This is a genomic window from Pseudomonas sp. ICMP22404 (assembly GCF_006227205.1).
Classification (GTDB): domain Bacteria; phylum Pseudomonadota; class Gammaproteobacteria; order Pseudomonadales; family Pseudomonadaceae; genus Aquipseudomonas.
Genome location: NZ_VCNG01000029.1, coordinates 1 through 26198, shown reverse-complemented (window position 1 = coordinate 26198; position 26198 = coordinate 1). Strand labels below are relative to the sequence as shown.

Sequence of the window (26198 nt, the reverse complement as noted above, 5' to 3'; positions counted from 1 at the left end):
AACGCCCAGAATGCCCTGAGCTTCACCGGCACCGGCCTGGACAACACCGGCGGCCAGTTGATCGGCAACGCCGCCGTGACCCTCGACCTGCTCGGCGCCCTGACCAACACCGACGGCAAACTCGCCAGCGCCGGCCCGCTGCGGGTCGAGCGCGCCACGCAGATCACCAACCAGGGCGGACAGATCGCCAGCCAGGGCCTGCTGACCTTGCTCACCGCTGGCCTGGACAACCGCAATCGCGGCACCGTCGCGGCCAATGATCAACTCACTTTGACTTCCAGCGGCACGGTACAGAACGACGCCGACGGCCTGATCTACAGCCAGAACGGCGCCGTGCAGATCGACGCCGCCAGCCTCACCAACGGCAAGGGCACCGTGCAGAGCCAGGGCGCCATGACCCTGACCGTCGCCAACGACATCGACAACCAGAGCGGTCGCCTCCAGGCCAAGGCCGGTGACCTGATGGTCGTTGCCCGCAACCTGGACAACCGAGGCGGCGTGCTCGCCAGCCTGCAGGGTTTGCTCACCACCCAACTCAGCGGCGTGCTGAAAAACGGCTACGACCTGAACAACAACCGCCAGGGCGGCATCACCCAGGCCCAGCGCCTGAACCTGATCGCCCTGGGTGGCCTCGACAACTACGGCGGCCGTATCTCGGCGCAAACCGGCGATGCCAGCGTCACCACCCGCAACTTCGACAACCGCAACGGTGGGCTCTACGCAAAGGGCAAGGTCAGCGTTACCGCCAACGATTTCGACAACAGCGGCGACAACGACGGGCAGATTGCCGGTAGTCAGATTGATCTGAACCTCACCGGTGGGTTGAACAACCGCCTGGGCATCATCGAGAGTGACAGCACCCTGGCGATCAAGGCGGCGAGCCTGGATAACCAGACGGGGCAATTGCGGGCGTTGGGTGTCGGTGGCAAGACCGACTTCCAGATCGGTGGGCTGTTCGATAACCGCAACGGTACCCTGGAAACCGCCAACACCGACCTCACGCTGGGTGCTGCCAGCTTTCTCAACACCGCTGGCAGCCTGCTGCATATAGGCACCGGGCTCTTTGACATTTCTACTGCGAACCTCAACAACGCCGGCGGCAACTTCGTCACCCGTGGCGGCCTGACCCTTACCGCAGACAACTGGACCAACAGCAGTGTGATCCAGGCGGGACGGCTGACCGTCAACGTCAACAACCTCACCCAGACCAGCACCGGGCAGTTGCTGGCCTCCACCAGCCTGGTGGGCAGTGGGGGCAACTGGAGCAATGATGGTCTGATCGCCAGCGATGGTGGCATCAACCTTGCATTGGGTGGTAGCTATGGAGGCAGCGGGCGGTTGTCCAGCCTCGGGGGTATCGACCTGACTGCGGCGCAACTGAACCTGAGCGCTTCTTCCAGCATCGCCGGTGGGGATGACTCCACCGTCAAAGTAGGCGGACAACTGACCAATGCTGGGCGTCTGACCTCCAACACAAACCTGACCGTCCAGGCCGGCAGCCTCATCAACTCCGGAACCTTGGGTTCGGCCCGGAACCTCGTTCTGAAAACCCCGTCGCTGCTCAATGACCGTGGGTTGGTATTCAGCGGCTCAGACATGACGCTGGGCGTGAGTAATTTCACCAACCAACATGGTGATCTTTACGGGCTGGGCAATGTGGTCATCGCAGGCTATGGCGGTGCGCCGCGGGCCTCAGGTGTCTACAACATTTCCGGCTCGATGGAGAGTGGTGGCGGGTTCACGATCAACGCTGATGCGTTTGAGAATCGCACCGAAGGTGCGGTGATGTCGGGTGACCGCAAGCTGGTGTCGGGAGTGATTGCCGGTAGCTGCGGTGACTGCGTGGGTGATATCTACAGCATCTACATCATGGCGCGGGAAACCTTCCAAAGCACTGACAGCGACACCAGCGCCTCTGCCGTACTCAATGTAGGCAAGGATTTCACGTTCCAGGGTGGAAGTTTTCTCAATAGCAAAAGCACGGTCGCCGCAGGCGGCAACATCAATATCACGGCGGACACCCTCAAAAATATCGGCGCAAAAAGCGGGACGATCGAACGCACCACGTCATATGTATTTGATTTGACCGATGGCGGCACCGGGCGGTTTTTCTCCAATGTCGTGATGCCATACAACCAGCGAAACAATCCTGACTTTCCGAACGTGTATTACGTGGTTGTCGGGAGTCCGATCCGCAAAGCTATCCCTGAATCAGCTGAAGACATCGATGTAGAGGGAAATTCAATACCGGTCGTGCAGCTCAAAGACACTGAAACCGGCGAGGTTGTCAGCGAGCGCCGCTATGGTAGGGGACTATCAGGACTGAGCTACGGTTTCGAGACTTCAACGCCATCCCTGTATGATCCCAATAACCTGCTCGAACTGCCGAGTCAGCTGACCCAGTACACGCCGCAGTCTGTTGTAGAAGTCGCCGTAGACAACACTGGTGCCATCGGTACAGCCACCGGACGCAACGCCATCATCCAGGCGGGTGGTAATGTCTCGATCACCGCCGCCAAGGATCTTGAAAACAGTGTTATCCATGAAGACTACGGCTCCTCGGGTGGTACCAATAAAGTAGTCGATACAAAGGTAGCCGGCACCACCACTGCGGTCGTCCGCATCAACAGCCAGTTGCCACCTGACCTCGCCCAACAACAAGTCAATCCGCTGACGTTGCCTGGTTTTTCTCTGCCAACCGGAGAGAACGGTCTATTCCGTTTGAGCGGTATAGGTAAAGGCGATTCGGTGGGCCCGTCACCGACGTGGACCATCGGCGGCGGGGCCGTCACGGCACAGGATCATTTGGTTGCCGCGATCAACGGTGGCGTACGCGATCTGGTTATCGACACCTCGGTTGCGCCTTCCGGCAGTACTCACACGGTAGATACACTCAGCCCCACGCCAGCCGCTCCCCAGGTAACGGCCAACGGCCCGGCCACTCGCGTTACCGGCCTGCCGAACACCATGGCACCTTCCAACGCCCACAAATACCTCATCGAAACCAACCCGGTGCTCACCGAGCTCAAGTCGTTCATGAGCTCGGATTACCTGCTGCAAAACCTCGGCTACGACCCGGATCAAAGCGCCAAGCGCCTGGGTGACGGCCTTTATGAACAACGCTTGATCCAGCAAGCGGTCGTCGCCCGCACCGGCCAGCGCTTCATCGACGGCCAGACTACCGACGAAGGTTTGTTCAAGTACCTGATGAACAACGCCGTTGCCAGCAAACAGGCACTCGGTTTGTCGGTAGGGGTAACGCTGACCTCCGCGCAAGTCGCGGCGCTGACCCACGACATTGTCTGGCTTGAAGAGTATGAGGTGAATGGCGAGAAGGTGCTGGTGCCGGTGTTGTACATGGCGCAGGCGAATAATCGGCTGGCGGCTAATGGGGCGTTGATTCAGGGCGGTGATGTGACCTTGATTGCGGGACAGGATCTGAAGAACTCTGGAACCCTGCGTGCAACCGATAACCTTACAGCCAAGGCTGGCAACGATATCGTCAACAGCGGTCTGATCGAAGCAGGTAACCGGTTGGATCTGTTGGCGGGTAACAATATCGTCAATAAGTCGGGCGGCATCATTTCCGGTCGAGATGTAAGCCTGACGGCGACCCAAGGCGACGTGATTAATCAGCGTGATGTGACCGGTATCGATGTCAGGTTCGGCGGTGCTGGTTTTAATCATCACGACTATCTCGACAGTGCCGCGAGGATCGAGGCCGCCAACGATCTGCAAATCAATGCAGGTCGAGATATCAACAACATCGGTGGAGTTCTGCAAAGCGGACGCGACCTTGGTCTTTCCGCTGGACGCGACGTGAACATAACATCGATTCAGGACCGCACGACGGTTGCGCTAGGCAACAGTTTCCTCGACCAGACTATCAAGCACTACGGTGCGCAAGTGACGTCCGGTCGAGATCTCTATATCGACGCTGCTCGTGATGTAACAGCGATTGCCAGCCGTCTGGACGCCAAGCGTGATCTCGACATCATTGCCGACAACGACCTTACGATCAGCTCGGCCGCCAATTCGAGCGATTTTGTCGTGCGAGGCAAGCGCAGCGCAAACGAAAGCCATAGTGTGACTCAACAATCCTCCGTGATTGATGTCGGTCGCGATATTACGCTCTCTTCGGGCAATGATCTGGGTGTAATCGCCAGCAGGATCAAGGCCGGCGGTGATGTCAGTCTGGACGCCGATCAAGATGTGATTATTGCTTCGGCGCAAGACGAGGCTTCTTCCTACTATTACAAGAAGAAAAAGGGCTCGTTCGGTCGCAGCAAGACCACGGAGAAACAAAGTTACAGCAGCACCAACGTTGCCTCTGTCATTGAGGCGGGTCGAGGACTCACCGTTAATACATCTGTGGACGGAGATGGCAATGTCAGTCTGAACGGGGGACAGAATGTCACGGTGATGGGCAGCGAGCTCAAGGCCGGTAATGATCTGATCGTCGGCGCCACCCAGGATGTGGCGGTGCTCTCCGCTACCGAAGAAAGCGGGGCGTACAGCAAAAAGACAAAAACCGGTTTGTTCGGTCTGTCCAAAAGCGGCAAAAGCCAGCTCCAGACTAACGTCACCCAGGTCGGCAGCGAGCTGAGCGCTGCCAACGATGTGGTGGTCGTCGCTGGTCATGACATTGCCATGCAAGCCAGTGAAATAACAGCGAAGAACAATGCTGAACTGCATGCCGGTCTGGTCGATAAAACCGGAGACATCGATCTTACTGCAGCGGATAACCAATCCTATAGCCGGACCGAGGAGTACAAGAAAAAGGTCGGTTTGTCTCTTAAAGACACAGTCGGTCTATTTGCTGGTACACCCGGGGCGGGCGCGGACATCACCCTGAGCTCGTCGCAGAAGAAGGGTCGCGAAGTTGTCAGCAGCACTGGGGTGGGTAGCCAGATTTCGGCGGGGAATGATGCTGTGTTGGACGCTGCCCAAGATATCAATATCGTCGGTAGCGGTATAAGTGCCGATCGAAATGCAACGCTTAATGCCGGCCGCGACGTGAACATACTCGCCGGCACTAATACGCACCGAAGCAATAGCTGGAAAACCGATAAGAGCTTCGGCATCAAGCAGGATGTCGATGCCAACGGGTACACCACTTTCGTGGGCAATGAAACGGTCAAGAAAGGCCGTGATACCGATGGCAATACCGCAGCTGGCAGTCTTGTTGATGCAGGGCATGATGTACGGATCGATGCCGGTCGCAACATCAATCAATTGGGCTCTGATCTCCAGGCCGACAACGACATCAAACTGAAAGCGATACATGATATCAACATCCTGGCCGTCGACGAGCGTACCCGGGTAACCACAACCGAAAGTGTCAAGCGTACCGGCACCACGACCACCGTCGCTTATAACTTCGGCAAAACCATGGATACCCTGGGCGATTCGGGTAAGGGCGAGGATGGGGTCAGTAAGACTTCGAGTGTGTTGAAAACGGTCGATGCTCTCGACCAGTTCTTCAGCGGTCCTAAATTCGACGGACACGTGGGTAGCTCAAGTACCAGTGAGCGCCAGACCCAAACATCGGTGAGCAATCGCTCTTCCAGTCTTTCCGCCGGGAATGACATCAGCCTTGAGGCTGGTAACGATGTGAGTGTAAGTGGCGGCCGATTCGACTCCGGGCGTGATATCAACGTGAGCGGGCGCAACATCACGCTCGACGTGGCTCACGGGGCACAAAGTACGGATAGCGATCAAACCTATAGCAAGGGCGGGGTGAAAGGCGGAACGACCGGTGGCTTCAAACTGGGTGTAGGCATAAGCAACGCCGGTAGCCAGGACGAATCGACGCAGGGAACCTCCACGGCGACTCAGCTCAACGCCGTCGGTGATATCTTCCTGAAAGCCAAAAATGACCTGACCCTGATTGGCACCGAGGCGACTGCCGGGAAGGACATCAAGCTCAAGGCTGACAATGATCTTAAAATCCTGTCGGCGCAAAACGCCTCCAGCAGCGAAAGCAATCGACGCAGTTGGGGGGGCGAAGGCGGCCTCATCCTCGGGCAAGACGGTATCGGTGTTTATGGCAGCGCCAACATCGGCCTGGGGAATCTTGAGCGTGAAGGAGTCCAGCAACAGGAGGCGTACCTCTACGCCGGTAACCAACTGAACTTCGAAAGCGGTCGCGATACCACGGTCGCTGGTGCCACTCTGCGTGGGGATGAAGTAATCGGTGATGTCGGTCGCAACCTCACCGTAACTTCCGTACCGAATACGGGCAAGGTCGAGGGTAAAGAATTCGACGCCAGCCTCACGGTGGCCGTGAGTTATGGCGTCACCGTCAGCGGCTCGGTGGGTTACGGCCAGACCAACGGCAAAACCAATTGGGTCGAGAACCAGACTGTCATCAGCGGCGCGAACAAAGTCGATATCCGCACAGAGAACCACACCCAACTGGACGGGGCGGTATTGGCGGCGGACAACGGCAATCTGAAACTCGATACCGGTACCCTGGGTTCTCGCGATATCACCGGTAAAGACAATGAGCGTGGCTATTACCTTAATGTCGGCGGTAGCTACAACATGGGCAGCGGCTCGCAAGCCGATAAGCCCAACAAAGGTATGGAGGGTAAAGAAAAGAACAGCTGGTCGGTCGAGGGGTACAACTACAACAAGGACCGTGAACAGATTCTTCGTGCCACTGTGGGAGAAGGCGAGATTGTGGTGCGTGACGACAAAGTCACGGGGGTCGATTCAACAGCCGGGCTAAATCGGGATGTGAGCAAGGCGTACGAGGTGACTCGGGATGAGGAACATCGGACGGAGCTGTATGCGTCCAGTACGTCAGTCGACGCTGTGCTCAACCCGACAAAGACACTCGATAGATGGGAAAAAAACGTTGAAAACTACGGCGAAAATAGCCTTGAGTCGTTACATGTTTTAACGGACTTGCTTTTCGGTGCGGCGAATATTGCGGTGGGCAACAGTTTTGACGATGCAAGCAAAGTCACCGTCGTCCGAGCTTTTAAACGGCAGTTAGGCAGTCGTGATGCCGAGCGCAGGGAAGCAGCCGCGGAGGATGCATTACGCGGCATTACTAAAGGTGCTGAAACGCCTGAGGTGCAGGCCCTTGCTAAAAAGATAGCCGATATTGCAGGTCAAAATCCCGATCAGGCGTATGGGATGTTGGTGTTGCTTCAACGATTACAGAATCCTCATCCTGAAGTATCGAATTTTGGGCCGCTACCGCTGGTAGCCGGCGGTGCCATCGCTGCTTTGGGTGCGGCATTACTGTCCACTGAAAGCTCACCGCAAAACCAAGAAAACATGCGGGTGGCGGCGAATTCAGTTGTAGCTTCTTTAGATGAGGCTGGTTACACCGGGCAACAGCAGTTGAGCTTGTCGGCTGAGCTGTGGCTGTTTATTTTTAAAACTACTTTTCCGGTTCATTTGCTTGATCCCAAGTATGGGATTCTTCCCAATCCATCAGTGGATAACGATGCTCTGCACCCTGTAAGTATTGGAGATGGGGTTGATTTACCTTCTTCGCCAGGCAGTACTGATGGTAGCCCGATTGTTGAGGGGGGAGGCACCAGTTATACCAATCCATCTGTTGACAATCCCTCACCAGGTATTCTTTATAGCCTGCCTTGGGGGCAGTCTGCGGCAGAATTTGAGAAGAGCCTAGTTAATCTTCCTTATGATGAAAGAGTCGCTGTCGTAAAAAGCAGGGGCAGGGAGTTGGCTAAGGCATTAGGTTGGAAGAAGGATAATCGGCTCACTAGAATAAACGATCGAGACGTGTACACGATGGGAGACGGGTTTCTTTATGCTTTGGATACTCAGCATGGTAGGCTGGAGCAGGTGAACGGTAAAACAGGGAAGCATATCAGTGAGTTTTATTTTGATTTGGTTGCCGTCCCTGATTCAAAGGACGCGTCCGGTGGGCATGATTTGAGGGTTAAGTAATGGAAGGTGTAAAGTTGGTTGATAGTTTGGCTCCAGCGATAACTCGTGGGCAGATATTTCGACTCCCGGCTCGCTGGCCGTACGAGGAAATTGTAGAGTTTATGGTTGTTGATATTCCTGACGAGCAATATGGACATTCTATTGCCGTTGCCTCCGGTAATAAGGCTGGCCTTTTAGTGGTGCGCCTGCCTGTTGAAAGTTGCTTTTCAGGTACTCGAGAAATCTCAAGAGAGTGGCTGATCGAGAATTGGGCTAAGTGGGTGTATCCCGACTGTCCTGTCGGGAATGTTTATTTGTTTAAACAAACGGATGTCCCTTCTAATTTGATAGAGCGTTAGTAAAAAAGCAAAAAGTGGAAAAAGGGGGCAGATTTATTTTTTTTCACTTCTGCTACGCTGAACGCCTCCATGGAGGGAGGAGTCAGAGAGGCCGAGAATGGAACGTATTGTTTTACCAAACTACCCGCATCAAGTTGTACAGCGAGGCCATAACCGCCAGGTAGTGTTAGCTGCTGAGGAGAATGTCAGCGCTAATTTCATGAATTATCCGAAAATTAAATCTGAGAATCATCTAGCCGGCCTCCCCACCTCACGGAGGTGGCGCATTGTAAGGGATGATCCTTTTACGCAGGATGTTTTTGATGAGCTTAGTGTTGCCTATTTCAAGCTGCCTTTGCTTGGGTTGGGTGGCAGTGTTAGTAAAGAGGAGGAGGTTTTACTTGAACATGTCCGGTTAGTGGCTAGCTATACCGATGTTTAGCAGGGGTGCCAAATATCCGTGTAAGGAAGTTACGGAGAAAAAAGAGAACGGATTCTGAGGTGGCCGGGAAAAGGGGGAGGCTTGAATGGTTTGCTTAGCATATTTTTGGGGGTTTTTAGTTCGCTTCAAGAAACTGCGTGTTAAAAAAACCGGAATACTTTCATTGGTATGTTGTGCAAGTGTTTTTGCAACAGAGTCGCAATATGATCAGTACGCAGCTGGTAATAGAGAGCTAGAGGCTAGAATTGCCCAACTGGACAGTGAAAAAATTTTGGCTGAGGAGACGCGGCTCGCTCCCCTGGCCAGCGAGCTGCTGCTAAAGATCAAACCGCTGATCCACCAAGGCGGCAACGGTATAGCGATTCGAGACTATGTACTGAAGCAGTTTTCGCAGTATGGCTGGCGGCCGATGTTAGTGGGCTATAACGGATATCCAGAGGCAGTACCGGTCTCGGTGAATAATCAGGTAGGTAACGCATCACCTACAGACGCGCCCTTTCCGGAAGCTGCACTTGTCAAAGTGGAGTTGGTAGCCGCATCGCCTCAGGCCCATGTAGCCCAGGCGTGGACATTCGCTACCCCCAACGCCACCAAACAACAGAGGCAACTGTTGATGACGGCACGCCGCGCGTTGCAGAGGGGTATTGCCCAGATTCGAGCAGGCGAACGGGTGTCTAATGTAGGCAATGCCATCCAACAGGAGCTTGACGCTAACCAAGTGGTAGCTGTGCGTGAGCTAGTGGGCTACTCCATGGGCCAGATGCGGGTTCAGCAGCCTGTGGTGCTCGGTCATAAGGACCTCATCGGTAATGAAACCCTTATGAAATCCGGGCAGGTGCTAAATGTATATGTGGTGGCGAAGTCTGGCACCTTCGGCGTTCGGTTCGAACCACCGGAGTTCTGGACCGTTCTCACCCGAGACGGTGCGGATAGCGTGATGCTTTCGGCAATGGTCGAGGTGACTCAGGATGGGCACCGAATGCTTAGCAGGTTGATCGACTAATGTAACTTCGTTATTGATATCTAGACTGGAGTACAACGGTGCAGTGGTCTTGAGCTGGCGGAAAAGCTTACTGTAGCGCCTAAGATTCTGAGTGAGTGTGAAGCCCGAGTAGTCGTGCTTAGCTTTAAGTGGTGCCTGTGGCTCCAATTTTTCTGAATTAAATCAATAAGTTGGAGGTGTTGGTGGATAAGGTTTTTCTATTTATGGGGGGAAGAGTTATAGGCGTTCACCAAATCTTCAATGAAGGTGTGGTTCGTTCCATTTTTTTCTAGAGTCGAAACTTGGATGTAAATTTGAGTGGCGTTGCTGTTTGTTATTCGCGCGCAACTTTGTTCCAGGACGTGCCCCGTGTTTGATGTGAAACGGGCGACCGTTGAGTCGCCCATTCTCATCACTCCGCCGCTTGCTCCCGCAACCGCCTCCCAATCACATCCATCACATCACACCCATCGCGCAGCGCTATCGTCAGCATTTTGCAAAAATCAGATAGCACCACCATATCCGAGCTGATCTCCGAACGAAACGCAATATTCTCCAACACCTGAGTCACGATGCGAATACGGTAGTCGGCAGTTTCAAAGAGGACATCGAGCGGCGCTTCGGTGTCGATGAGAAGGGTAGCGGGGACGCAGTCGATGCCAGTGATAGGCATGTATCGATTCATTTTGAAGATCTCTGTTTGATTGGCTGAAGCCGTCACCCAGTCGTCGCCAAACGATGGGTGGTGGCTGTACGCAGGTTGGCGAACCGATTACAGAGAAAACCGGCAGATCCGAAGATCTCCCGCGCACAGCCACCGCGGAATATAGCGGCTTTGCGGGTGCGTCGGTACCTGCAAATGAGCCGGTAGCTTTCGCATTCTCTGTATTCAGGTCGCCAAACCCGAATCGCCATTTCGGGCGACGAGAAAAATATAGACCTCCCCGCCAAACCACTACAAGCCACCACTTTCCCACCTTCACGTAGGAATCCGCCCCGATTGCCGTTGATGTCGATCGAGGTTGCGTAGGACCCGGCAAAGCACACGACTGCTGCGCAGACGAGCGGGAGCGAGCTCCCTCGCCACAGGGGGAGCAGCTGTCTTGCATGGGTGTTGGATGTGCTGCCGTCATCGCGAGCAGGCTCGCTCCCACAGCGATTGGCGTCATAGCCGATGTAGTGATCAGTCCACGACCAGGGTGGGAGCGAGCCTGCTCGCGATAGCGATATCCCAGCAGCTTCGGGCTCGCCCCCGCATTTTGTGATCTATAGTTTCCAGCAAACCCATCGGCAATCTGCCTCGCACGGACGCCGCAATAGACTCCTGGCATCTCCTTGAGCCCAAGCTCCGGCGGGTGCCCGCTAACCTGAAGTGCTGATACAACGCAGGGAGCACAGCATGCAGTTTCAACGGCCCCATGGATTGAGGTTGGTCACCGGCATCACCCCGTCGACGGACGCAGCCTCGGGGGGCGTGGGGCGGGGGCTTCGACGTGGGCTGGCTCATGTCAAGGAAGCCTACGTTCTGTTTCCGCTGCTCGCCGTCCTGCTATTGCTGGCCATCTGGATGACGACCTTCTACCTCATCAACAGCGAGCTGGCGCGTGCCCGGGACAACGCCGCCACGGTCAGTCAGGAAATCAGTGCGACTTACGAAGCACAGATGTTGCGTGCGGTTCATGAAATCGATCAAACCCTCAAGCTCGTCAAATACACCTACGAGGCCGAGGGCAAGCGCAATCCGCTGCCCCGGCTCAAGGAGCGGGCGTTGTTGCCGCCGGCCCTGTTGTTTGACGTGAGTGTGGTCGGTGCCGATGCCAAGCTCATGGCCAGCACCCGGGCCAATGAAACGGGACCGGTCAGCGACCCGGATGAGCTGCGAACGCTGCGCAACAACGATACGCTGTTGATCAGCCACCCCTGGAAAGACCCTTCGACGGATGAGTGGCGGCTGCGCTTCAGTCGCCGCCTCGATGCGCCGGATGGATCGTTCTCGGGCGTTGCCAGGGTCGAGGTCGATGCGGCCTATTTCGCCAGCAGTTATGACACCTCGAAGCTCGGTGAACGGGGTGTGCTCGGGCTGCTGGGCACCGATGGGGTCTTTCGGGTGCGGCGCACTGGCGAGTCGATCCAGGCCGGCGATGCGGTCGATTATGGGGCGCTGGTCCCGGACAGCGAGGACACCCAGGCGCAGCTGTTGACCAACAGTTGGGACGGGGTGCGGCGCTACACCAGTGCCCGTCAGCTCTATGACCTTCCCCTGGCGGTGATTGTCGGGTTATCCGAAGAGGAACAACTGGCCGCGGTCACCGAGCTGGCTCACACCTATCAGTGGCGAGCCGCTGGAGGCAGTCTGTTACTGGTGTTTCTGGTGGTCTTGCTGAGCCGGATGAGTTGGCAGCTTGCACAAAGCCGTTTGCGCACTGCTGAAGCCCAGACCCAATTGGTCGCCGTTGCCCGTCAAGCGGGCATGGCCGAGATCGCCACCAACGTCCTGCACAACGTGGGGAATGTGCTCAACAGCGTGAATGTCTCCGCCGAAGTGTTGACGCAGAAACTGCGCACCAGCAAAGCCTTGGGGCTGAACAAAGCGATGCAGTTGATGAATCAGCATGCCACGGACCTGGGCCACTTCCTCGTTGAGGACGAGAAAGGCAAGTTGCTTCCGGGGTATTTGAATCAGGTGACGGAAGCCTTGGCTGTCGAACAAAAAAGCATGTTCGATGAACTTGAGCAACTGGCCAAGAGCATCGATCACATCAAGGAAGTCGTCGCGGCCCAGCAGTCCTACTCGGGCGTATCCAGTCTCTGTGAGAGCGTCCAGGTCGAGCATTTGCTGGAGGACGCGTTGCGCATGAACGCCAGTATTATCACCGCCCGTCGGGTCACGGTGCTGAAGGAGTTTTCGGCCATGCCCACCGTGCAACTGGACAAGCATCGAGTGCTGATGATCATGGTCAACCTGATCAAGAATGCCAGCGGTGCGATGCTCAACATGTCGGATCGAGCGCCGCTGATCACCCTCCATGCCGAGCTGACGCCAGAGCAGAAGTTGATCATCCAGGTGATCGACAACGGGGAAGGTATCGCCGAGGAAAACCTGACGCGCATTTTTGCCCATGGCTTTACCACCCGCAAGGAAGGCCATGGTTTCGGTTTGCACAGCTGTGTCCTGGCGGCGATGGAAATGGGCGGTGTGCTGAAGGCCCAAAGCGACGGGCCGGGGCAGGGGGCCACGTTCACCCTGGAGTTGCCCATCACGGCCTTGAGCCAGGCAACCGTTGCATGATCCGGGCACGTAGAATTTTGTCGTCTACAATTCGGTCATGGTATTGAGCCGACGTCATAAGGACTGGAACGAATGGTGGCAATTCCTTCAGGCAATCTGTCAGTCAATCTTGCACAAGGTCCCTGCACAATAACCTGTCTGGATGGGTTCGTTCTCCTGTCGAGGCTGCACTGAATCCCATGGCCCCCAGACTCAATCCGCTGACCCTGGCCGTGATGTCGCTCTATGCCTGCACCGCCAATGCCGCCGATGCCGGTGGGCCGACGTTTTCCGTGAGCAGCTTCGGTACGGTGGGCATGGTTCATTCCAGCGAAAGGAAAGCCGACTTCACCTCAACCATCTACAAGCCCAACGGCGCCGGTCACTCGCGCAGTTGGAGTGCCGATGTCGACAGCCTGATCGGTGCGCAAGTGACGGCACGCTTCACCCCGGAACTCTCGGCGGTGGTGCAGGTGATCTCGGAGCAGCGTTACGACAACAGCTACCGTCCCTACGTCGAATGGGCAAACTTCAAGTATCAGGTCACACCCGATTTCAGCCTGCGTATCGGCCGCACGGTGCAGCCAGCCTTCCTGTTTTCCGACAGCCGCAAGGTAGGCTATACGCTTCCCTGGGTGCGTCCCCCGGGAGAGGTCTACAGCATGATCCCCGTCACCGCGACCGATGGCATGGACCTCAGCTACCGGCTGCACTTGGGCGATGTCATCAATACCGTGCAAGGCAATGTCGGGCAGAGCACGGTCCGGATGCCCAACGATACGGGAGAGACCCGGGCCAGAGGCTCGTGGGGTGTTTCCAACCTGACCGAATACGGTGCCTTGACCACACGCATCACCTACCAGCACACGCGCTTGACCTTCGAGCCGTTCAACCCGCTCTTCGATGGTTTCCGGCAGTTCGGCGAGGACGGCAACGACATCGCCGACCGCTACGACACCAAGGGCAAGGCCTTCAACTTCGTCGGTGTCGGGGCGATCTATGATCCTGGCGACTGGTTCGTCATGGGCGAATGGGGGCATTTCGACAGTCACGCGGTGTTCGGTGAGATGAGTGCCTGGTATGTCAGTACTGGCTACCGGATCGAGGCGTTCACGCCTTATGTCACGTATGCGCGATCAAAGACTCTGAGCGAAACGTCCACCGATGGGTTGGACACCTCGACGTTGCCGCCGGAACTGGCCGATGCCGCGGGGGGGCTCAACGGAACGCTCAACGCCATCCTGGGCGCCGGCAGCCGCCAGCAAACCCTGTCGCTGGGTGTGCGCTGGGATTTCACGAAGAACATGGATGCCAAATTGCAGTACGACCACACGCGAATGGATGGCGTCACGACGGGCCCGTTGACCAACTTCCAGCCGGGTTTCGAGCCGGGCGGCTCGTTCAGCGTGCTCAGCCTCGCTGTCGATTTTGTCTTCTGATGAGGCCGATCATGGGGTTTCTCAAGCGCACCGGATGCGCAGTGGCAGGAATCACCTTGTATGCAGGCAGTACGCTCGTAATGGCTGATGTGGTGGTGGTCGTCTCGACGGCCAGTCCGGTGAAAGCGCTGGCGAGCAGCCAGGTGGCGAATATTTTCCTGGGCAAGGCCAGCCGCTTTCCAGAAGGCGAGCAAGCCATGCCAGTCGACCAGCCTGAGGGCGCAGCCGTGCGCGATGAGTTCTACACCAAATACACCGGCAAATCCGCCGCGCAACTCAAGACGCATTGGTCAAAAATCATATTTACCGGCCGGGGCCAGCCTCCGGAGACGCTTTCCAACAGTGCGGAAGTCAAGAAGCACGTTGCCGGGAATCCCGGTGCCATCGGCTATATCGATGCGCGCGAAGTGGATGACAGTGTCAGGGTCGTGTTGTCCGATCCGCAATGAGCAATTACACGTCCGTCTTGGTATGCGTTGTCTGTCCTTGCAGCAATACCTTGAACTGATCGGCAGGTACCGGCTTGTTGAAGTAGAACCCCTGGAATTCGTCGCAGGCGTTGTCCCGCAGGAAATCGGCCTGCTCCTTGGTTTCCACGCCCTGGGCAACCACGGTCAGGCTGAGGGTCCTGCCCATGGTGATGATCGCCTCGGTCAAGGCTCTGTCTTCCGCCAGGCTGGTGACATCGCGGATGAACGAGCGATCGATCTTGATCGAGTCGAGCGGGAACTGTTTGAGTGCCGAAAGCGAAGAGTAGCCAATACCGAAGTCATCGATAGCGATCCGGATATTCAGTGCCTTGAGGTCGGTCAACACCTGCAGGGTCTTCCTGACATCCTGCATGAGCAGGCTCTCGGTGATCTCCAGCTCCAGCAGACGGGCGTCCATGCCGGTGTCCGCCAGTATCGTCGCAAGGTCGGTCAAGAGATGCTCATCGGCAAACTGACGGGCCGTCAGGTTCACGGCGACGCACAGGTGTGGCAGGCCCTGTCGTTGCCAGGCCACGTTCTGCTCGCAGACCGTCCTGAGCACCCACTTGCCGATAGGGAGGATCAGGCCGGTCTCTTCGGCCACCGGAATGAACTGCATGGGCGCGACCAGTCCCAGGTCAGGGTGCTCCCAGCGCAGGAGGGCTTCCATGCCAGTGATCTGACCGCTGTCAATATCCCGCTTGGCCTGGTAGTGCAGGCGGAACTCGTTGCGTTCAAGTGCATGCCGCAGGCCGAGTTCCAGCGTCTGCCGTTCCAGCGACTCCGCGTTCAGTTTCTCGGAGTAGAACTGAAAGGTGTTTTTTCCCTGTTGCTTGGCCTGATACATCGCGATATCGGCGTTTTTCTTCAGCGTCTGTTCGTCCTGGCCATCCCGGGCGAAGAGACTGATCCCGATGCTGGCGGTAACCCGAAACTCTTGCTCTCTAAGGTGGAAGGGCCGGGCAACTGCGGCGAGGATTTTCTGGGCGGTGCCTGCCACATACTTTTCATCAGACAGTTGCGGCAGTAACACGACAAACTCGTCACCGCCCAATCGGGCGACGATATCGCTCTCGCGCAGACAGGCCTTGAGGCGGTTCGCGACTTCTTGCAGCAACTGATCGCCAGCATCGTGGCCAAGGGTGTCGTTGATTTGTTTGAAGCGGTCAAGGTCAAGGAACAGCACCGCCATTTGCCGCTGATAACGATGGGCTTCGTGGATGTGCTGAATCAACAGTTTGCTGAACAGGCTGCGATTGGGCAGCCCCGTGAGGGCGTCGTGATAGGCGAGGTATTCGACACGCTCGGCATAGGCCACCTTGGCTTCAGCGGCCTGCAGCCGGCTTTGTGCAAGCTGCCAGCTCATGCGGCTCAGTAGGCCGGCGAGGAGCACCAGCAGCAGGCTGACACCCGCCGAACGCCGCAGGTAGGTCTGGGCTTGCCGGTTCACGGCAACCAGTTGTTCTTCTTCGGATAAGCCGACGATCACCGCGAGGGGAAGGTCATAGAGCTGACGGGCGCTGGTGTAGCGCCGCACCCCGTCCCAGCTGTTGGTCAACAACGATGTCTGGATGTCCTCGGTATCCGGGACCAGCGCCTCGTAGTCGACCGCATCGCCGGCCTGGATCGACTCTCCGGTGCGCCGCACCCGAAAGACTCCATCGGTGCCCAGCAGCCCCAGCACACCCCGCTCACCGAGTTTCGAGGTGTCATAGCTGCTGGCGAAATAGGCCGCATCGACCTCGACCCTGGCAACGCCCGAGAACGTGCCATCTGGCGCGTTGAGGCGCCGACTGAAGCGCAAGCGCCATTCCCCGGTCAGAGGATCCCTCCAGGGGCGACTGATCAGGAGCGTATCGTTGTTGCGCAACGTCCGCAGTTCATCCAGGTCGCTGGCGGGTCCCGTTTCGTCCGCCCGGGTGCTGGCCAACAGCTTGGCGTCGGCGTTGACCACACTGACATCGAATAGCAGGGCGGGTGGTAACAACGCCCGCTCCTTGAGCCGCGGCAACGGGTTGCGCTCGCCTTCGGCCTCGTAGGTGTATTTGACGAGCTTGAGGGTTTGGTCGATCTCACGAACCGCGCGCAGGATTTGCGCTTCGTAGGTGGCGCCGATTTCCTGGCTGACCGTGGCGGCGTTGCGCTGGGCTCGGGTCTGTTCGACCTGGATGAGGTAGAGGGTCGCGGCCCAGAGGGCAAGCAAGAGCAGGGCGGACAATAGCGGAAGCAGGATATAGGCTTCCCTGAGGTGGCCGAGTCCATCTCGGAAGACGGGGCTCGTGCCCTCGGATGTCGAGTCTTCGGATGCCGTGATACCGGGAGCCAGTCTCAGTCCACTTGTCCGTTGGATCGACATGATGTGCTCCCTGAATGACACCTGCGCGTCCGTGCGAAAAAACATCAATTAATTAGAGGGAAACTATAGACCAGATATTCTCCTTGTTCCGCCCCGCTGGGCTGCGAAGCGGTCCCCCCAACCCGTTTGACATACCGCATGCTCAGGTTTTGGGGGCGCTTCGCGCCCCAGCGGGGATAAATCCCCTCGCCACGGGTGGATTCCTACGAGATTTTCAGAAGGCCCTGGCTCCCTCAACGCCGCCCCACGCGCGTACTCACATCCACCCAAACCGCCAGCACCAGGATGCTGCCCTTGACGATCATCTGCCAGTAACTGTCGACGTCGAGCATCGACATGCCGTTGTCCAGGCTGGTGATGACCAGCGCGCCGAGGAGGGCGCCGTAGACGGTGCCGGAGCCGCCGCGCATGGAGGTGCCGCCGATGAAGCAGGCGGCGATGGCGTCGAGTTCGCCCATGTTGCCGGCCGAGGGGGAACCCGCTGCCAGGCGTGCGGTGTTGACCAGGCCGGCGAGGGCGCACATCACCCCCATGATGCCGAAGATCCACAGTTTCACCGCTTGCACGTTGATGCCGGACAGGCGTGTGGCTTCCATATTGCTGCCCACCGAGTAGACGCGGCGTCCGAACACGGTCTGGCTGGTGACGTAGCTGAACACTCCCAGCAGGATCAGCAGGAGCAGCACCGGAACCGGAATGCCGTCGTAGCTGTTGAGGGTATGGACGAACCCGGCCAGCACCGCGCCAATCGCCACCACGCGCAATACGTCGCGCACCAGGGAGTGTGCCGTCAGGCCATGGAGGGCGCGGTTACGGCGTTGTTTCCAGGTCAGGAAAACGGTGAGGGAGAACAGCAGTACGCCCAGCGCCACACCCACGGTTTGCGGCAGGTAACCCTGGCCGACGTAGACCAGCTCCGGCGAGACCGGGGCAATGGTGGTGCCGCCGGTGATGCCCAGCAGGACCCCGCGAAACGCCAGCATGCCGCCCAGTCCCACGATGAACGACGGAATACGCAGGTAAGCGGTCATGAAACCGTTGGCCAGGCCGATGACCAAGCCGCACAGGGCCACCAGGCTGAGGTTGGCCAGCAGCGGTATGTGATAGACCACGTCGAGAATCGCCGCCAGGCCACCCAGCAACCCGAGCAACGAGCCCACCGACAGATCGATTTCACCGCTGATGATCACCAGCACCATGCCGCAGGCGAGGATCCCGGTGATGGACATCTGCCGCAGCAGGTTGGACAGGTTGCGCGGGGTCAGGAAGCCGCCGTCAGTCTGCCAGCTGAAGAACAGCCAGATGACCGCCACGGCGATCACCAGCGCGAGCATTTTGTAGCGGGTGAAGAGTTGTTTGACCTGATTCATCTACGCGGACTTCCGATCATTATTGTTATGGCCATCGGGATGGCTGAGCGCAGCAGCGAGCACTTGTTCCTGGGTGAGGCCGTGGTTGACGAAGTCACCCCGCAACTGGCCTTCGCCGATCACCAGTACGCGGTCGGAAACCCCCAGCACTTCGGCCAGCTCCGAGGAAACCATGATGATCGACACCCCTTGGGCCGCCAGCGCCCCCATCAGTTTGTAGATCTCGTACTTGGCGCCGACGTCCACGCCCCGGGTAGGTTCATCGAGAATCAGCACCCGGGGTTTGGTCAGGAGCATTTTCGCCAGCACGGCTTTTTGCTGGTTGCCGCCGGAGAGGCTGGTGATCGGCAGGAACGGGCTCGCCGTCTTGAGGTGCATGCGTGAGATTTCCCGGTCGATGCTGCCCAGTTCGGCTTCGGCGTCGATGCGGGTCAGCTTCGAGAAATTCTCCAGCACGGCGAGGGTGATGTTCTGGCCGACGCCCAGGTCCGGAATGATCCCTTGGCGCTTGCGGTCCTCGGGGACCATGCACAGGCCGGCGCGGATCGACTTGAGGGGCGTGCGGGTGTCGATCGGTTGGCCGTCCAGCCAGACTTCCCCTTCATGACGCCCGGGGTAGGCACCGAACAGCGCCGACACCAGCTCCGTGCGACCGGCACCGACGAGCCCGGCGATGCCGAGGATTTCACCGCGTTTGAGCACGAACGAGATATCGTCGACCCGTTTGCGCCGGGGATTATCAACGTCGTAGCAGGTGATGTGGCGCGCTTCGAAAATTACCTCGCCGATGTCATGGGGTTCGGTGGGGTAGAGGTTGCTCATTTCCCGCCCGACCATCTGGGTGATGATCCGTGGGATATCCATGTCGGCCATGGCGGTGGTCGCGATGTGCTTGCCGTCGCGGATCACTGAAATGGTGTCGCACACAGCCGCCACTTCATCGAGCTTGTGGGAGATGTAGACGCAGGCTACGCCCTTGGCCTTGAGGTCACGGATGATATCCAGCAGCACCTCGATTTCCGAACGGGTCAGGGCCGATGACGGCTCGTCGAGGATCAGCAGGCGCGCCTGTTTGTTCAGCGCCTTGGCGATTTCCACCAGTTGCTGGTAGCCACCGCCATACTGCGACACCGGGAGCGAGACGTTCATGTCCGGTACCTTGAGCTCACGCATCAGGGCTTCGGCACGGTGGATCATCGCCGGGTAGTTCATGCGCCCACCGGGCAGGGTCAGCTCGTGGCCCATGAAGATGTTCTCGGCCACCGACAGGTCGGGTACCAGCGTCAGTTCCTGGTGAATGATGACGATCCCGGCGGCTTCGGTTTCGCTGATGGACTGTGCCTTGAGCGGTTGGCCATCCCAGAGGATCTCACCGTCCCAGGTGCCGTAGGGGTAGACCGCCGAGAGGACTTTCATCAAGGTGGATTTGCCGGCGCCGTTCTCGCCGCACAGGCCGACGCATTCCCCCGGCCGGACCTTGATGTCGATGCCATTCAGGGCTTTGACACCGTCGAAGGTTTTGACGATGCCGTTCATTTGCAGCAGGTAATCGGACATGGCAAGGACTCGTGGAAAAGGTCTTACACATAAGCCTGCCGGTCAATCTCCTGTGGGAGCGAGCCTGCTCGCGATAGCGGTGGTTCAGCGTGCATCGATGTCGGATGTGCTGTCGCCATCGCGAGCAGGCTCGCTCCCACAGGGACCAAGTTTTACTGACCGGCGGTGTTCAACTTACTGCCCGGCGATCTGTGCCTTGGTATAGAAACCGTCTTTTTCCAGCAGGTCGATGTTGTCCTTGGTCAACGGGGTCGGGGTGAGCAGGATGGTGTCGACTTTCTTGCTGCCGTTGTCGTACTGCGAACTGAAGGCTGGCTTCTCGTTGCGCGCCAGTTGTACCGAAAGCTTGGCGGCTTCGGAGGCAATCAGCTTCAGGGGCTTGTAGACGGTCATGGTCTGGGTGCCATCGATCACCCGCTTGACCGCTGCCAGGTCGGCGTCCTGGCCCGAGATCGGTACCTTGCCGGCCATTTTCTGCGCGGCCAGGGCCTGGATGGCGCCGCCTGCGGTGGCATCGTTGGAGGCGACAATGCCGTCGATCTTGTTGTTGTTCCGCGTCAGGGCGTTTTCAACAATGCTCAAGGCTTCGGTGGGGTTCCATTCCTTCACCCACTGTTGGCCGACGATCTTGATGTCGCCCTTGTCGATGGCCGGTTGCAGCACCTTCATCTGGCCTTCGCGCAGGACCTTGGCGTTGTTGTCGGTAGGCGCGCCGCCGAGCAGGAAATAGTTGCCCTTGGGTGCGGCTTTCAGCACGCCGCTGGCCTGCATTTCACCGACCTTTTCGTTATCGAAGGAAATGTAGGCGTCGATATCGGCGTTCAGGATCAGCCGGTCATAGGACACCACCTTGATCCCGGCCTTCTTGGCTTCGGCGACGGCGTTGGTCAGCACTGTGGCGTTGAACGGCACGATGACGATCACATCGACGCCACGGGAGATGAGGTTTTCGATCTGCGAAATCTGCTTCTGCTCGTTGGCATCGGCTGATTGCACGAAGACCTTGGCGTCCATTTTTTCCGCCGCCGCCACGAAGTAATCACGGTCCCGGGACCAGCGCTCCAGGCGCAGGTCATCGATGGAAAAACCGATCTTCGGGTGCGCCGCATCGGCCATGACCGGAAGTGACAGCAGGGCCAGGGCGCTGGCGAGTAAGGTGCGTTTTACAGTTTTCATTGTGGTGCGTCCTTTTATTTTTGTTTGAAAGACACTGCCTGACGATGAGCGTGATGCCGGTAGAACTGTAGAGCGTTGCACAGCGTCGTGGGCGGAGATTTGTCGTGGGAATGTCACTGCCTCTTTTGCAGGTCAGACTAATCAGGATTGCTTTTGGGGGCCGCTTCGCAGCCCAGCGGGGATAAATCCCCTCGCCACAACGGAGTCAGGGGTAGATGAACCGGTTGACGACCCCTTCCAGCATCTCCTGCCGGCCGCTGACCGCCTGCGGATTCAGCTCGTTGAGGAAGGCATGCTCGGCCAGCGAGGCGAGGCTGAACTTGCCCGCCAGCACCGCCTGACCGAACGGCTGCTGCCAGCCGGCGTAGCGTTGATCCTTGAATTGCTGGAGCCGGTCGTTCTGCACCATGGCCGCTGCGCGCTCCAGGGCCAGGGCCAGGACGTCCATCGCTGCTACATGGCCGTGGAACAGGTCGAGTTCGTCCACGCTCTGGCGACGGACCTTGGCGTCGAAGTTGAACCCGCCATTCTTGAAACCGCCGGCCTTGAGGATCTCGTAGGTGGCGAGGGTCATTTCCTCGACGCTGTTGGGGAACTGGTCGGTGTCCCAGCCGTTCTGCGGATCGCCACGGTTGGCGTCGATGCTGCCGAAGATTCCCAGTGAAGTGGCGGTGGCAATCTCGTGATGGAAACTGTGCCCGGCCAGGGTTGCGTGGTTGGCCTCGATGTTGACCTTGATCTCGTTTTCCAGGCCGAACTGTTGCAGGAAGCCGAAGACCGTGGCGCTGTCGTAATCGTATTGGTGCTTGGTCGGCTCCTGGGGCTTGGGCTCGATCAGCAGGTCGCCCTTGAAGCCGATCTTGTGCTTGTGCTCGACCACCATGCCCATGAAGCGGCCCAGTTGCTCGCGCTCGCGTTTCAGGTCGGTATTGAGCAGGGTCTCGTAACCTTCGCGCCCCCCCCACAAGACGTAGTTGGCGCCCTTGAGGCGCAGGGTGGCATTCATGGCGCTGAACACTTGGGCGGCGGCGCAGGCGAAGACTTCCGGATCGGGGTTGGTGGCGGCCCCGGCGGCGAAGCGCGGGTTGCTGAAGCAGTTGGCAGTGCCCCACAGCAGTTTGATCCCGGTCTGTTCCTGATGGCGTTCCAGGTGGTCGGTCATCAACGCGAAGTGGTTACGGTATTCCTTCAGCGAGCTGCCTTCCGGGGCGACATCGGTGTCGTGGAAGCAGTAATAGTCGACGCCCAGTTTGGAGAAGAACTCGAAGGCGGCTTCGGCCTTGCCGATGGCCAGCTCCATCGGATCCCCAGTGTGTTGCCAGGGGCGCTTGAACGTACCGGCACCGAACACATCGGACCCCGGCCAGACGAACGTGTGCCAGTAGCACACCGCCATACGCAGGTGTTCGCGCATGGGCTTGCCGAGCACGAGCTTGTCAGCGTCATAGTGACGGAAGGCGAGGGGCGAATCGCTGGCGGGGCCTTCGTAGCGAATCTTGTCGACACCGGGAAAGTACGGCATGGGCGATATCCTTTTTATTCTTGGCGGTGTCCCGATACTAACGCCGGCCCTGTGGCTGATGATTATGAAAATCACCAGAGGGCAGTTCGATTTTGTATTGAGCTTCGGGGGCCACGCGCCTAGTCTGTGTTCACCGGCCCAGGGTGAAAACAATGAAAACCATCCCCCCCGTCCACCGCATTGCGCTGTTGTTCAACGGCAGCAAGATCTACGATCGCGGCATCATCAGCGGCATCGGTAACTACCTGAGCAGCACCCGCGCGTCCTGGGACCTCTTTCTTGAGGAGGATTTCCTGTGCCGGTTGAAGGGGATCGAACGCTGGCAGGGCGACGGGATCATCGCCGACTTCGATGACCCGCTGATTGGCGAGGCGCTGGCCGGGATCCGTTTGCCGGTGGTGGCGGTGGGCGGTTCCTACCAGGATGAGCGTGCCTATCCCAAGGGCATTCCCTATGTCGCCACCGACAATTTCGCGCTGATGAAGTTGGCCTACGAGCACTTGATCGAAGCCGGCCTCACGCGCTTTGCCTGCTTCAGCCTGCCCGAAGCACAAGCCAATCGTTGGGCTCAGGAGCGGGAGAAAGCTTTCCGTTCACTGGTGCAGCGCGATGGCCTGCCGGCGGAGATCTATCGCGGCATGGGCACCAGCGCGCCACTTTGGGACAGTGCCGTCGAACAGCAGATCGCCTGGCTGCAAAGCCTGCCCAAACCCATCGGCATCATCGCCGTCAGCGATGCCCGTGCCCGACAACTGCTGCAAGCCTGCCTGACCGCGGGCATCGCGGTGCCGGAGCAGGTGGCGCTGATCGGCATCGACAACGACCCACTGACCCGCAGCCTGACCCGGGTGCCCCTGAGTTCAGTGATCCAGGGCACCGAAACCATGGGCCGCACCGCCGCGCGCCTGCTCCACCAGATGCTGCACGGCATGCCCTCCACGGGCATGCAGATATTGATACCTCCCGACGCGATCAACGTGCAGGCCTCGAGCCTGCATCAACCGTTGGGCAACCCCTATGTCATGCAGGCGCTGCTGTTCATTCGCCAATACGCTTGTCAGGGTATCAAGACCGCGCAAGTGGCGGGATATGTAGGGGTGTCGCGGTCATCGCTGGAAGCGCATTTTCGCAAGGAGCGGGGGTGCAGCGTGCATGACGAGATCTTGCGGTTCAGGTTGGCCGCGGCGGCCAGAGGGTTGGAGAGGACGGATTTGGCGATCGCTGACATTGCCCGCAACTGCGGCTTCAAGTCGGCGCAATATCTGCACACAGTATTTCGTCGGGAGTTTGGGTGCACACCCAGGCAGTATCAGCAGGAGGAGCGCGACCCCTTCTCCGGGAAGCGCTCTTTGAATTTCACCATTGCTGAAAATTCCGGTTGTGAAAAAACACAACTGGAGTAGCATCCGACTCAAGGACAGGGAAGCCTATGGATATACTCAAGCCATCACGTTTTGACGCCGCCGCCATTTTGTACCCGAACGACAAGGCCGGGCTGGATCGCTGCCGGCGCATGTTGAGGATGGCCCGTCCGACAGCGTTCGCGGACCTGCAGAAACTGTTCGGTACCCACGGTATCGATCTGTTCAAGCCGAGAGCCGCAGCGAATTGGGTCGTGATTGACGTAGGGGGCAACAATCTCAGGGTGATAGGGGGTGTCCACTACATCCGACAGAAATTCTACGTCAAACACATCTGCATGCATGCCGATTACGACGTTGCCAACGTCTGGTATGCAAGAAACAAAGGAGTAAAACGATGAGCGCAGTCCGGAATGACTTTCAGACCGTGATCGCAACGCTTGGCGAGCTACATGCGGTGCTGGAGCGCCTGCGGGGTGAGTTCGTACATGGCATCGAGACGCCCGCCGATTATGAGCGTGCGACCGATCTGCTTGATGAACTCACCGACGGGCGCGAGTTGAGCAAGGTCGAGGAGAAAATTCTCGTCGAGCTCGAAGACGAAATACTTGCCTACCAGCGCGACTCCGACCAGTTTCGCGAATCCACTGCCGCGTTTGAAGCGACATGCACCCCGGTGCAATTGATCAGGGACCTGATGGAGACGCTCGGGCTCACGGGCTCGGACCTCCCTGAAATTGGCGACAAGACGGCGGTGTCCAAGGTGTTGAGTGGGGATCGGCCCATCAGTCACAAGATGGCGTATGCGCTGGCGCAGCGGTTTGCGATGGAGCCGGGTGCTTTTCTATCGGCAGCCCCGGCCAAGCCGACCCCTATTGAAACCGCTCGCCCTACGGCCAGGAAGCCCGCGAAGTACAGCGTTCGCAACGAGCCGCTGGTCGCACACCTGGCAACCGAGGCCGGTACCGATGAATACAAGGTGGCCGCTTCCAGGAAGCGCAAACCGACAGGCAAGGACCCGGCCAAGGGTTAGTCCCGTACCGCCTCCACGTAATGCGCTTGCGAGATCTCAATGACTGAATACCGCGGATTGATCCTCGAACGAACCCGTGCAGGTGCCACGGACAGTGCCATCGCGCAACTGGAAACCAGCCTTGGCGCCCGCCTGCCGGAAGACTACCGGCAGTTTCTCAAGACCTGCAACGGCGCCTACGTGGAATATGATGTTGTCGCGACCCTGGCCAATGGCGATGAGGAGCTGCTGAGCTTTTCGTTGTATGGGCTGGATCCGGACAAAGAGTATGAGTCCAACCCCTTTGAACTGGAGCAACTGCGGGCGGAACCCGGCTTCCCCGCGACCGGGCTGCTTCCAATCGGGCGTGACGGCGGCGCAAGCCTCTTGCTCCTGGACCTGCGAGAAGGGCGCCAGGACGTGGCCGCCATGGTCGCCGGCTTACCCGCTTGGACCGGCCGCCGCCAGCAAGGCGATGAATACGTCGTGTTGGCGAGTTCCTTTACCGGCTACCTGGATTCGCTGCATCTGTCCCATGAGCGGATCGAGGAACATATCGAGCACTTCATCATCAGCCCTGACAGTATCGAGGCGACCCTGGAATGGCTGGATAAAGGCAGCCCGGGGTGGCGAGAGCGCTACCGAGCGCAGTGGAATGCCAGGGTGGTGGACAGGCCGATCTGAGGCCTGCTTGCGATAGAGGAATGTCAGTTACGCAGGGGTTGAATGTGCCGCCGCCATCGCGAGCAGGCTCGCTCCCACAGGGTTTTTTGGCGTATGCAATGGCTGCGTACACCCCAGATCCAATGTGGGAGCGAGCCTGCTCGCGATGGCGGAATGTCAGTCACGAAGATGTCGAATGTGCCGCCGTCTTCGCGGGCAAGCTGAACTGGTCAAGTAATTCTGGACACCAGTTAAGGTTTCACGCCGCCAGTTTCTCCATAGCTACCGGCGACCGGTAATCGTTGTAGCTATGGAGCCTGACGTTGTTGTA

The 26198-nt window shown here is 58.3% G+C and carries 16 protein-coding genes and 1 pseudogene; 11 read left to right on the top strand and 6 right to left on the bottom strand.

The genetic code is table 11. The annotated features are described in order from the left end of the window. From FGE05_RS29350 to FGE05_RS29335, 4 genes and pseudogenes are all read left to right on the top strand, one after another. The coding region (locus tag FGE05_RS29350) for a hemagglutinin repeat-containing protein (protein ID WP_176563047.1) at positions 1 to 7932 on the top strand (7932 nt) is incomplete at its 5' end. After that, positions 7932 to 8270, top strand: a complete 339-nt coding sequence (gene imm45, locus FGE05_RS29345) for an Imm45 family immunity protein (RefSeq protein ID WP_139650410.1) — start codon at positions 7932 to 7934, stop codon at positions 8268 to 8270. The genes FGE05_RS29350 and imm45, both read left to right, overlap by 1 nt. A 97-nt stretch (positions 8271 to 8367) precedes the next feature. Beyond that, positions 8368 to 8446 (top strand): annotated as a pseudogene (locus FGE05_RS29340) (transposase); the annotation flags it as partial. Between the two features lie 330 nt (positions 8447 to 8776). Beyond that, positions 8777 to 9694 carry a M24 family metallopeptidase gene (locus FGE05_RS29335; RefSeq protein ID WP_139650409.1) on the top strand — a complete coding sequence of 306 codons (918 nt, stop codon included), beginning with the start codon at positions 8777 to 8779 and terminating at the stop codon, positions 9692 to 9694. Between the two features lie 391 nt (positions 9695 to 10085). Here FGE05_RS29335 and FGE05_RS29330 read toward each other — a convergent pair whose 3' ends face one another. After that, positions 10086 to 10358, bottom strand: coding sequence for a hypothetical protein (locus FGE05_RS29330; protein ID WP_139650408.1), 273 nt, complete (start codon positions 10356 to 10358; stop codon positions 10086 to 10088). Positions 10359 to 11072: 714 nt separating this feature from the next. On the opposite strand from FGE05_RS29330, the gene FGE05_RS29325 reads away from it, so the two are divergent. The 3 genes from FGE05_RS29325 (at position 11073) to FGE05_RS29315 (ending at position 14829) form a co-directional block, all read left to right on the top strand. Next, positions 11073 to 12962, top strand: coding sequence for an ATP-binding protein (locus FGE05_RS29325; RefSeq protein WP_139650407.1), 1890 nt, complete (start codon positions 11073 to 11075; stop codon positions 12960 to 12962). 179 nt (positions 12963 to 13141) lie between these two features. After that, positions 13142 to 14380 carry a hypothetical protein gene (locus tag FGE05_RS29320; RefSeq protein ID WP_139650406.1) on the top strand — a complete coding sequence of 413 codons (1239 nt, stop codon included), beginning with the start codon at positions 13142 to 13144 and terminating at the stop codon, positions 14378 to 14380. Positions 14381 to 14391: 11 nt separating this feature from the next. Further along, positions 14392 to 14829, top strand: coding sequence for a phosphate ABC transporter substrate-binding protein (locus tag FGE05_RS29315; protein WP_175362861.1), 438 nt, complete (start codon positions 14392 to 14394; stop codon positions 14827 to 14829). 4 nt (positions 14830 to 14833) lie between these two features. On the opposite strand, the gene FGE05_RS29310 is transcribed toward FGE05_RS29315, so the two are convergent. The 5 genes from FGE05_RS29310 to xylA form a co-directional block, all read right to left on the bottom strand. Beyond that, positions 14834 to 17068 (bottom strand): bifunctional diguanylate cyclase/phosphodiesterase, encoded by a 2235-nt coding sequence (locus FGE05_RS29310; RefSeq protein ID WP_217505594.1) that lies wholly within the window; start codon positions 17066 to 17068, stop codon positions 14834 to 14836. A 371-nt stretch (positions 17069 to 17439) separates the two neighbouring features. Next, on the bottom strand, positions 17440 to 18576 hold the full coding sequence (locus FGE05_RS29305) for a sugar ABC transporter permease (RefSeq protein WP_139650404.1): 1137 nt from the start codon (positions 18574 to 18576) through the stop codon (positions 17440 to 17442). Further along, positions 18577 to 20133 (bottom strand): D-xylose ABC transporter ATP-binding protein, encoded by a 1557-nt coding sequence (gene xylG / locus FGE05_RS29300; protein ID WP_139650403.1) that lies wholly within the window; start codon positions 20131 to 20133, stop codon positions 18577 to 18579. A 174-nt stretch (positions 20134 to 20307) separates the two neighbouring features. Further along, the gene (gene xylF, locus FGE05_RS29295; RefSeq protein WP_139650402.1) at positions 20308 to 21309 is read right to left on the bottom strand and encodes a D-xylose ABC transporter substrate-binding protein; all 1002 of its coding nucleotides are present in this window, start codon (positions 21307 to 21309) and stop codon (positions 20308 to 20310) included. A gap of 205 nt (positions 21310 to 21514) precedes the next feature. Then, positions 21515 to 22831 (bottom strand): xylose isomerase, encoded by a 1317-nt coding sequence (gene xylA / locus FGE05_RS29290; protein ID WP_139650401.1) that lies wholly within the window; start codon positions 22829 to 22831, stop codon positions 21515 to 21517. 152 nt (positions 22832 to 22983) lie between these two features. On the opposite strand from xylA, the gene FGE05_RS29285 reads away from it, so the two are divergent. Genes FGE05_RS29285 through FGE05_RS29270 form a run of 4 tightly spaced genes read left to right on the top strand, consistent with a single transcriptional unit; the run spans position 22984 to position 25888 of the window. Beyond that, positions 22984 to 24234 (top strand): XylR family transcriptional regulator, encoded by a 1251-nt coding sequence (locus FGE05_RS29285; RefSeq protein WP_257225752.1) that lies wholly within the window; start codon positions 22984 to 22986, stop codon positions 24232 to 24234. Positions 24235 to 24260: 26 nt separating this feature from the next. Beyond that, positions 24261 to 24593 (top strand): type II toxin-antitoxin system HigB family toxin, encoded by a 333-nt coding sequence (locus FGE05_RS29280; protein WP_139650400.1) that lies wholly within the window; start codon positions 24261 to 24263, stop codon positions 24591 to 24593. After that, positions 24590 to 25225, top strand: a complete 636-nt coding sequence (locus FGE05_RS29275; RefSeq protein ID WP_139650399.1) for a type II toxin-antitoxin system HigA family antitoxin — start codon at positions 24590 to 24592, stop codon at positions 25223 to 25225. Before FGE05_RS29280 ends, FGE05_RS29275 begins: the two co-directional genes overlap by 4 nt. A gap of 39 nt (positions 25226 to 25264) precedes the next feature. Further along, on the top strand, positions 25265 to 25888 hold the full coding sequence (locus FGE05_RS29270; protein WP_139650398.1) for an SMI1/KNR4 family protein: 624 nt from the start codon (positions 25265 to 25267) through the stop codon (positions 25886 to 25888). Positions 25889 to 26198: the final 310 nt, after the last annotated feature.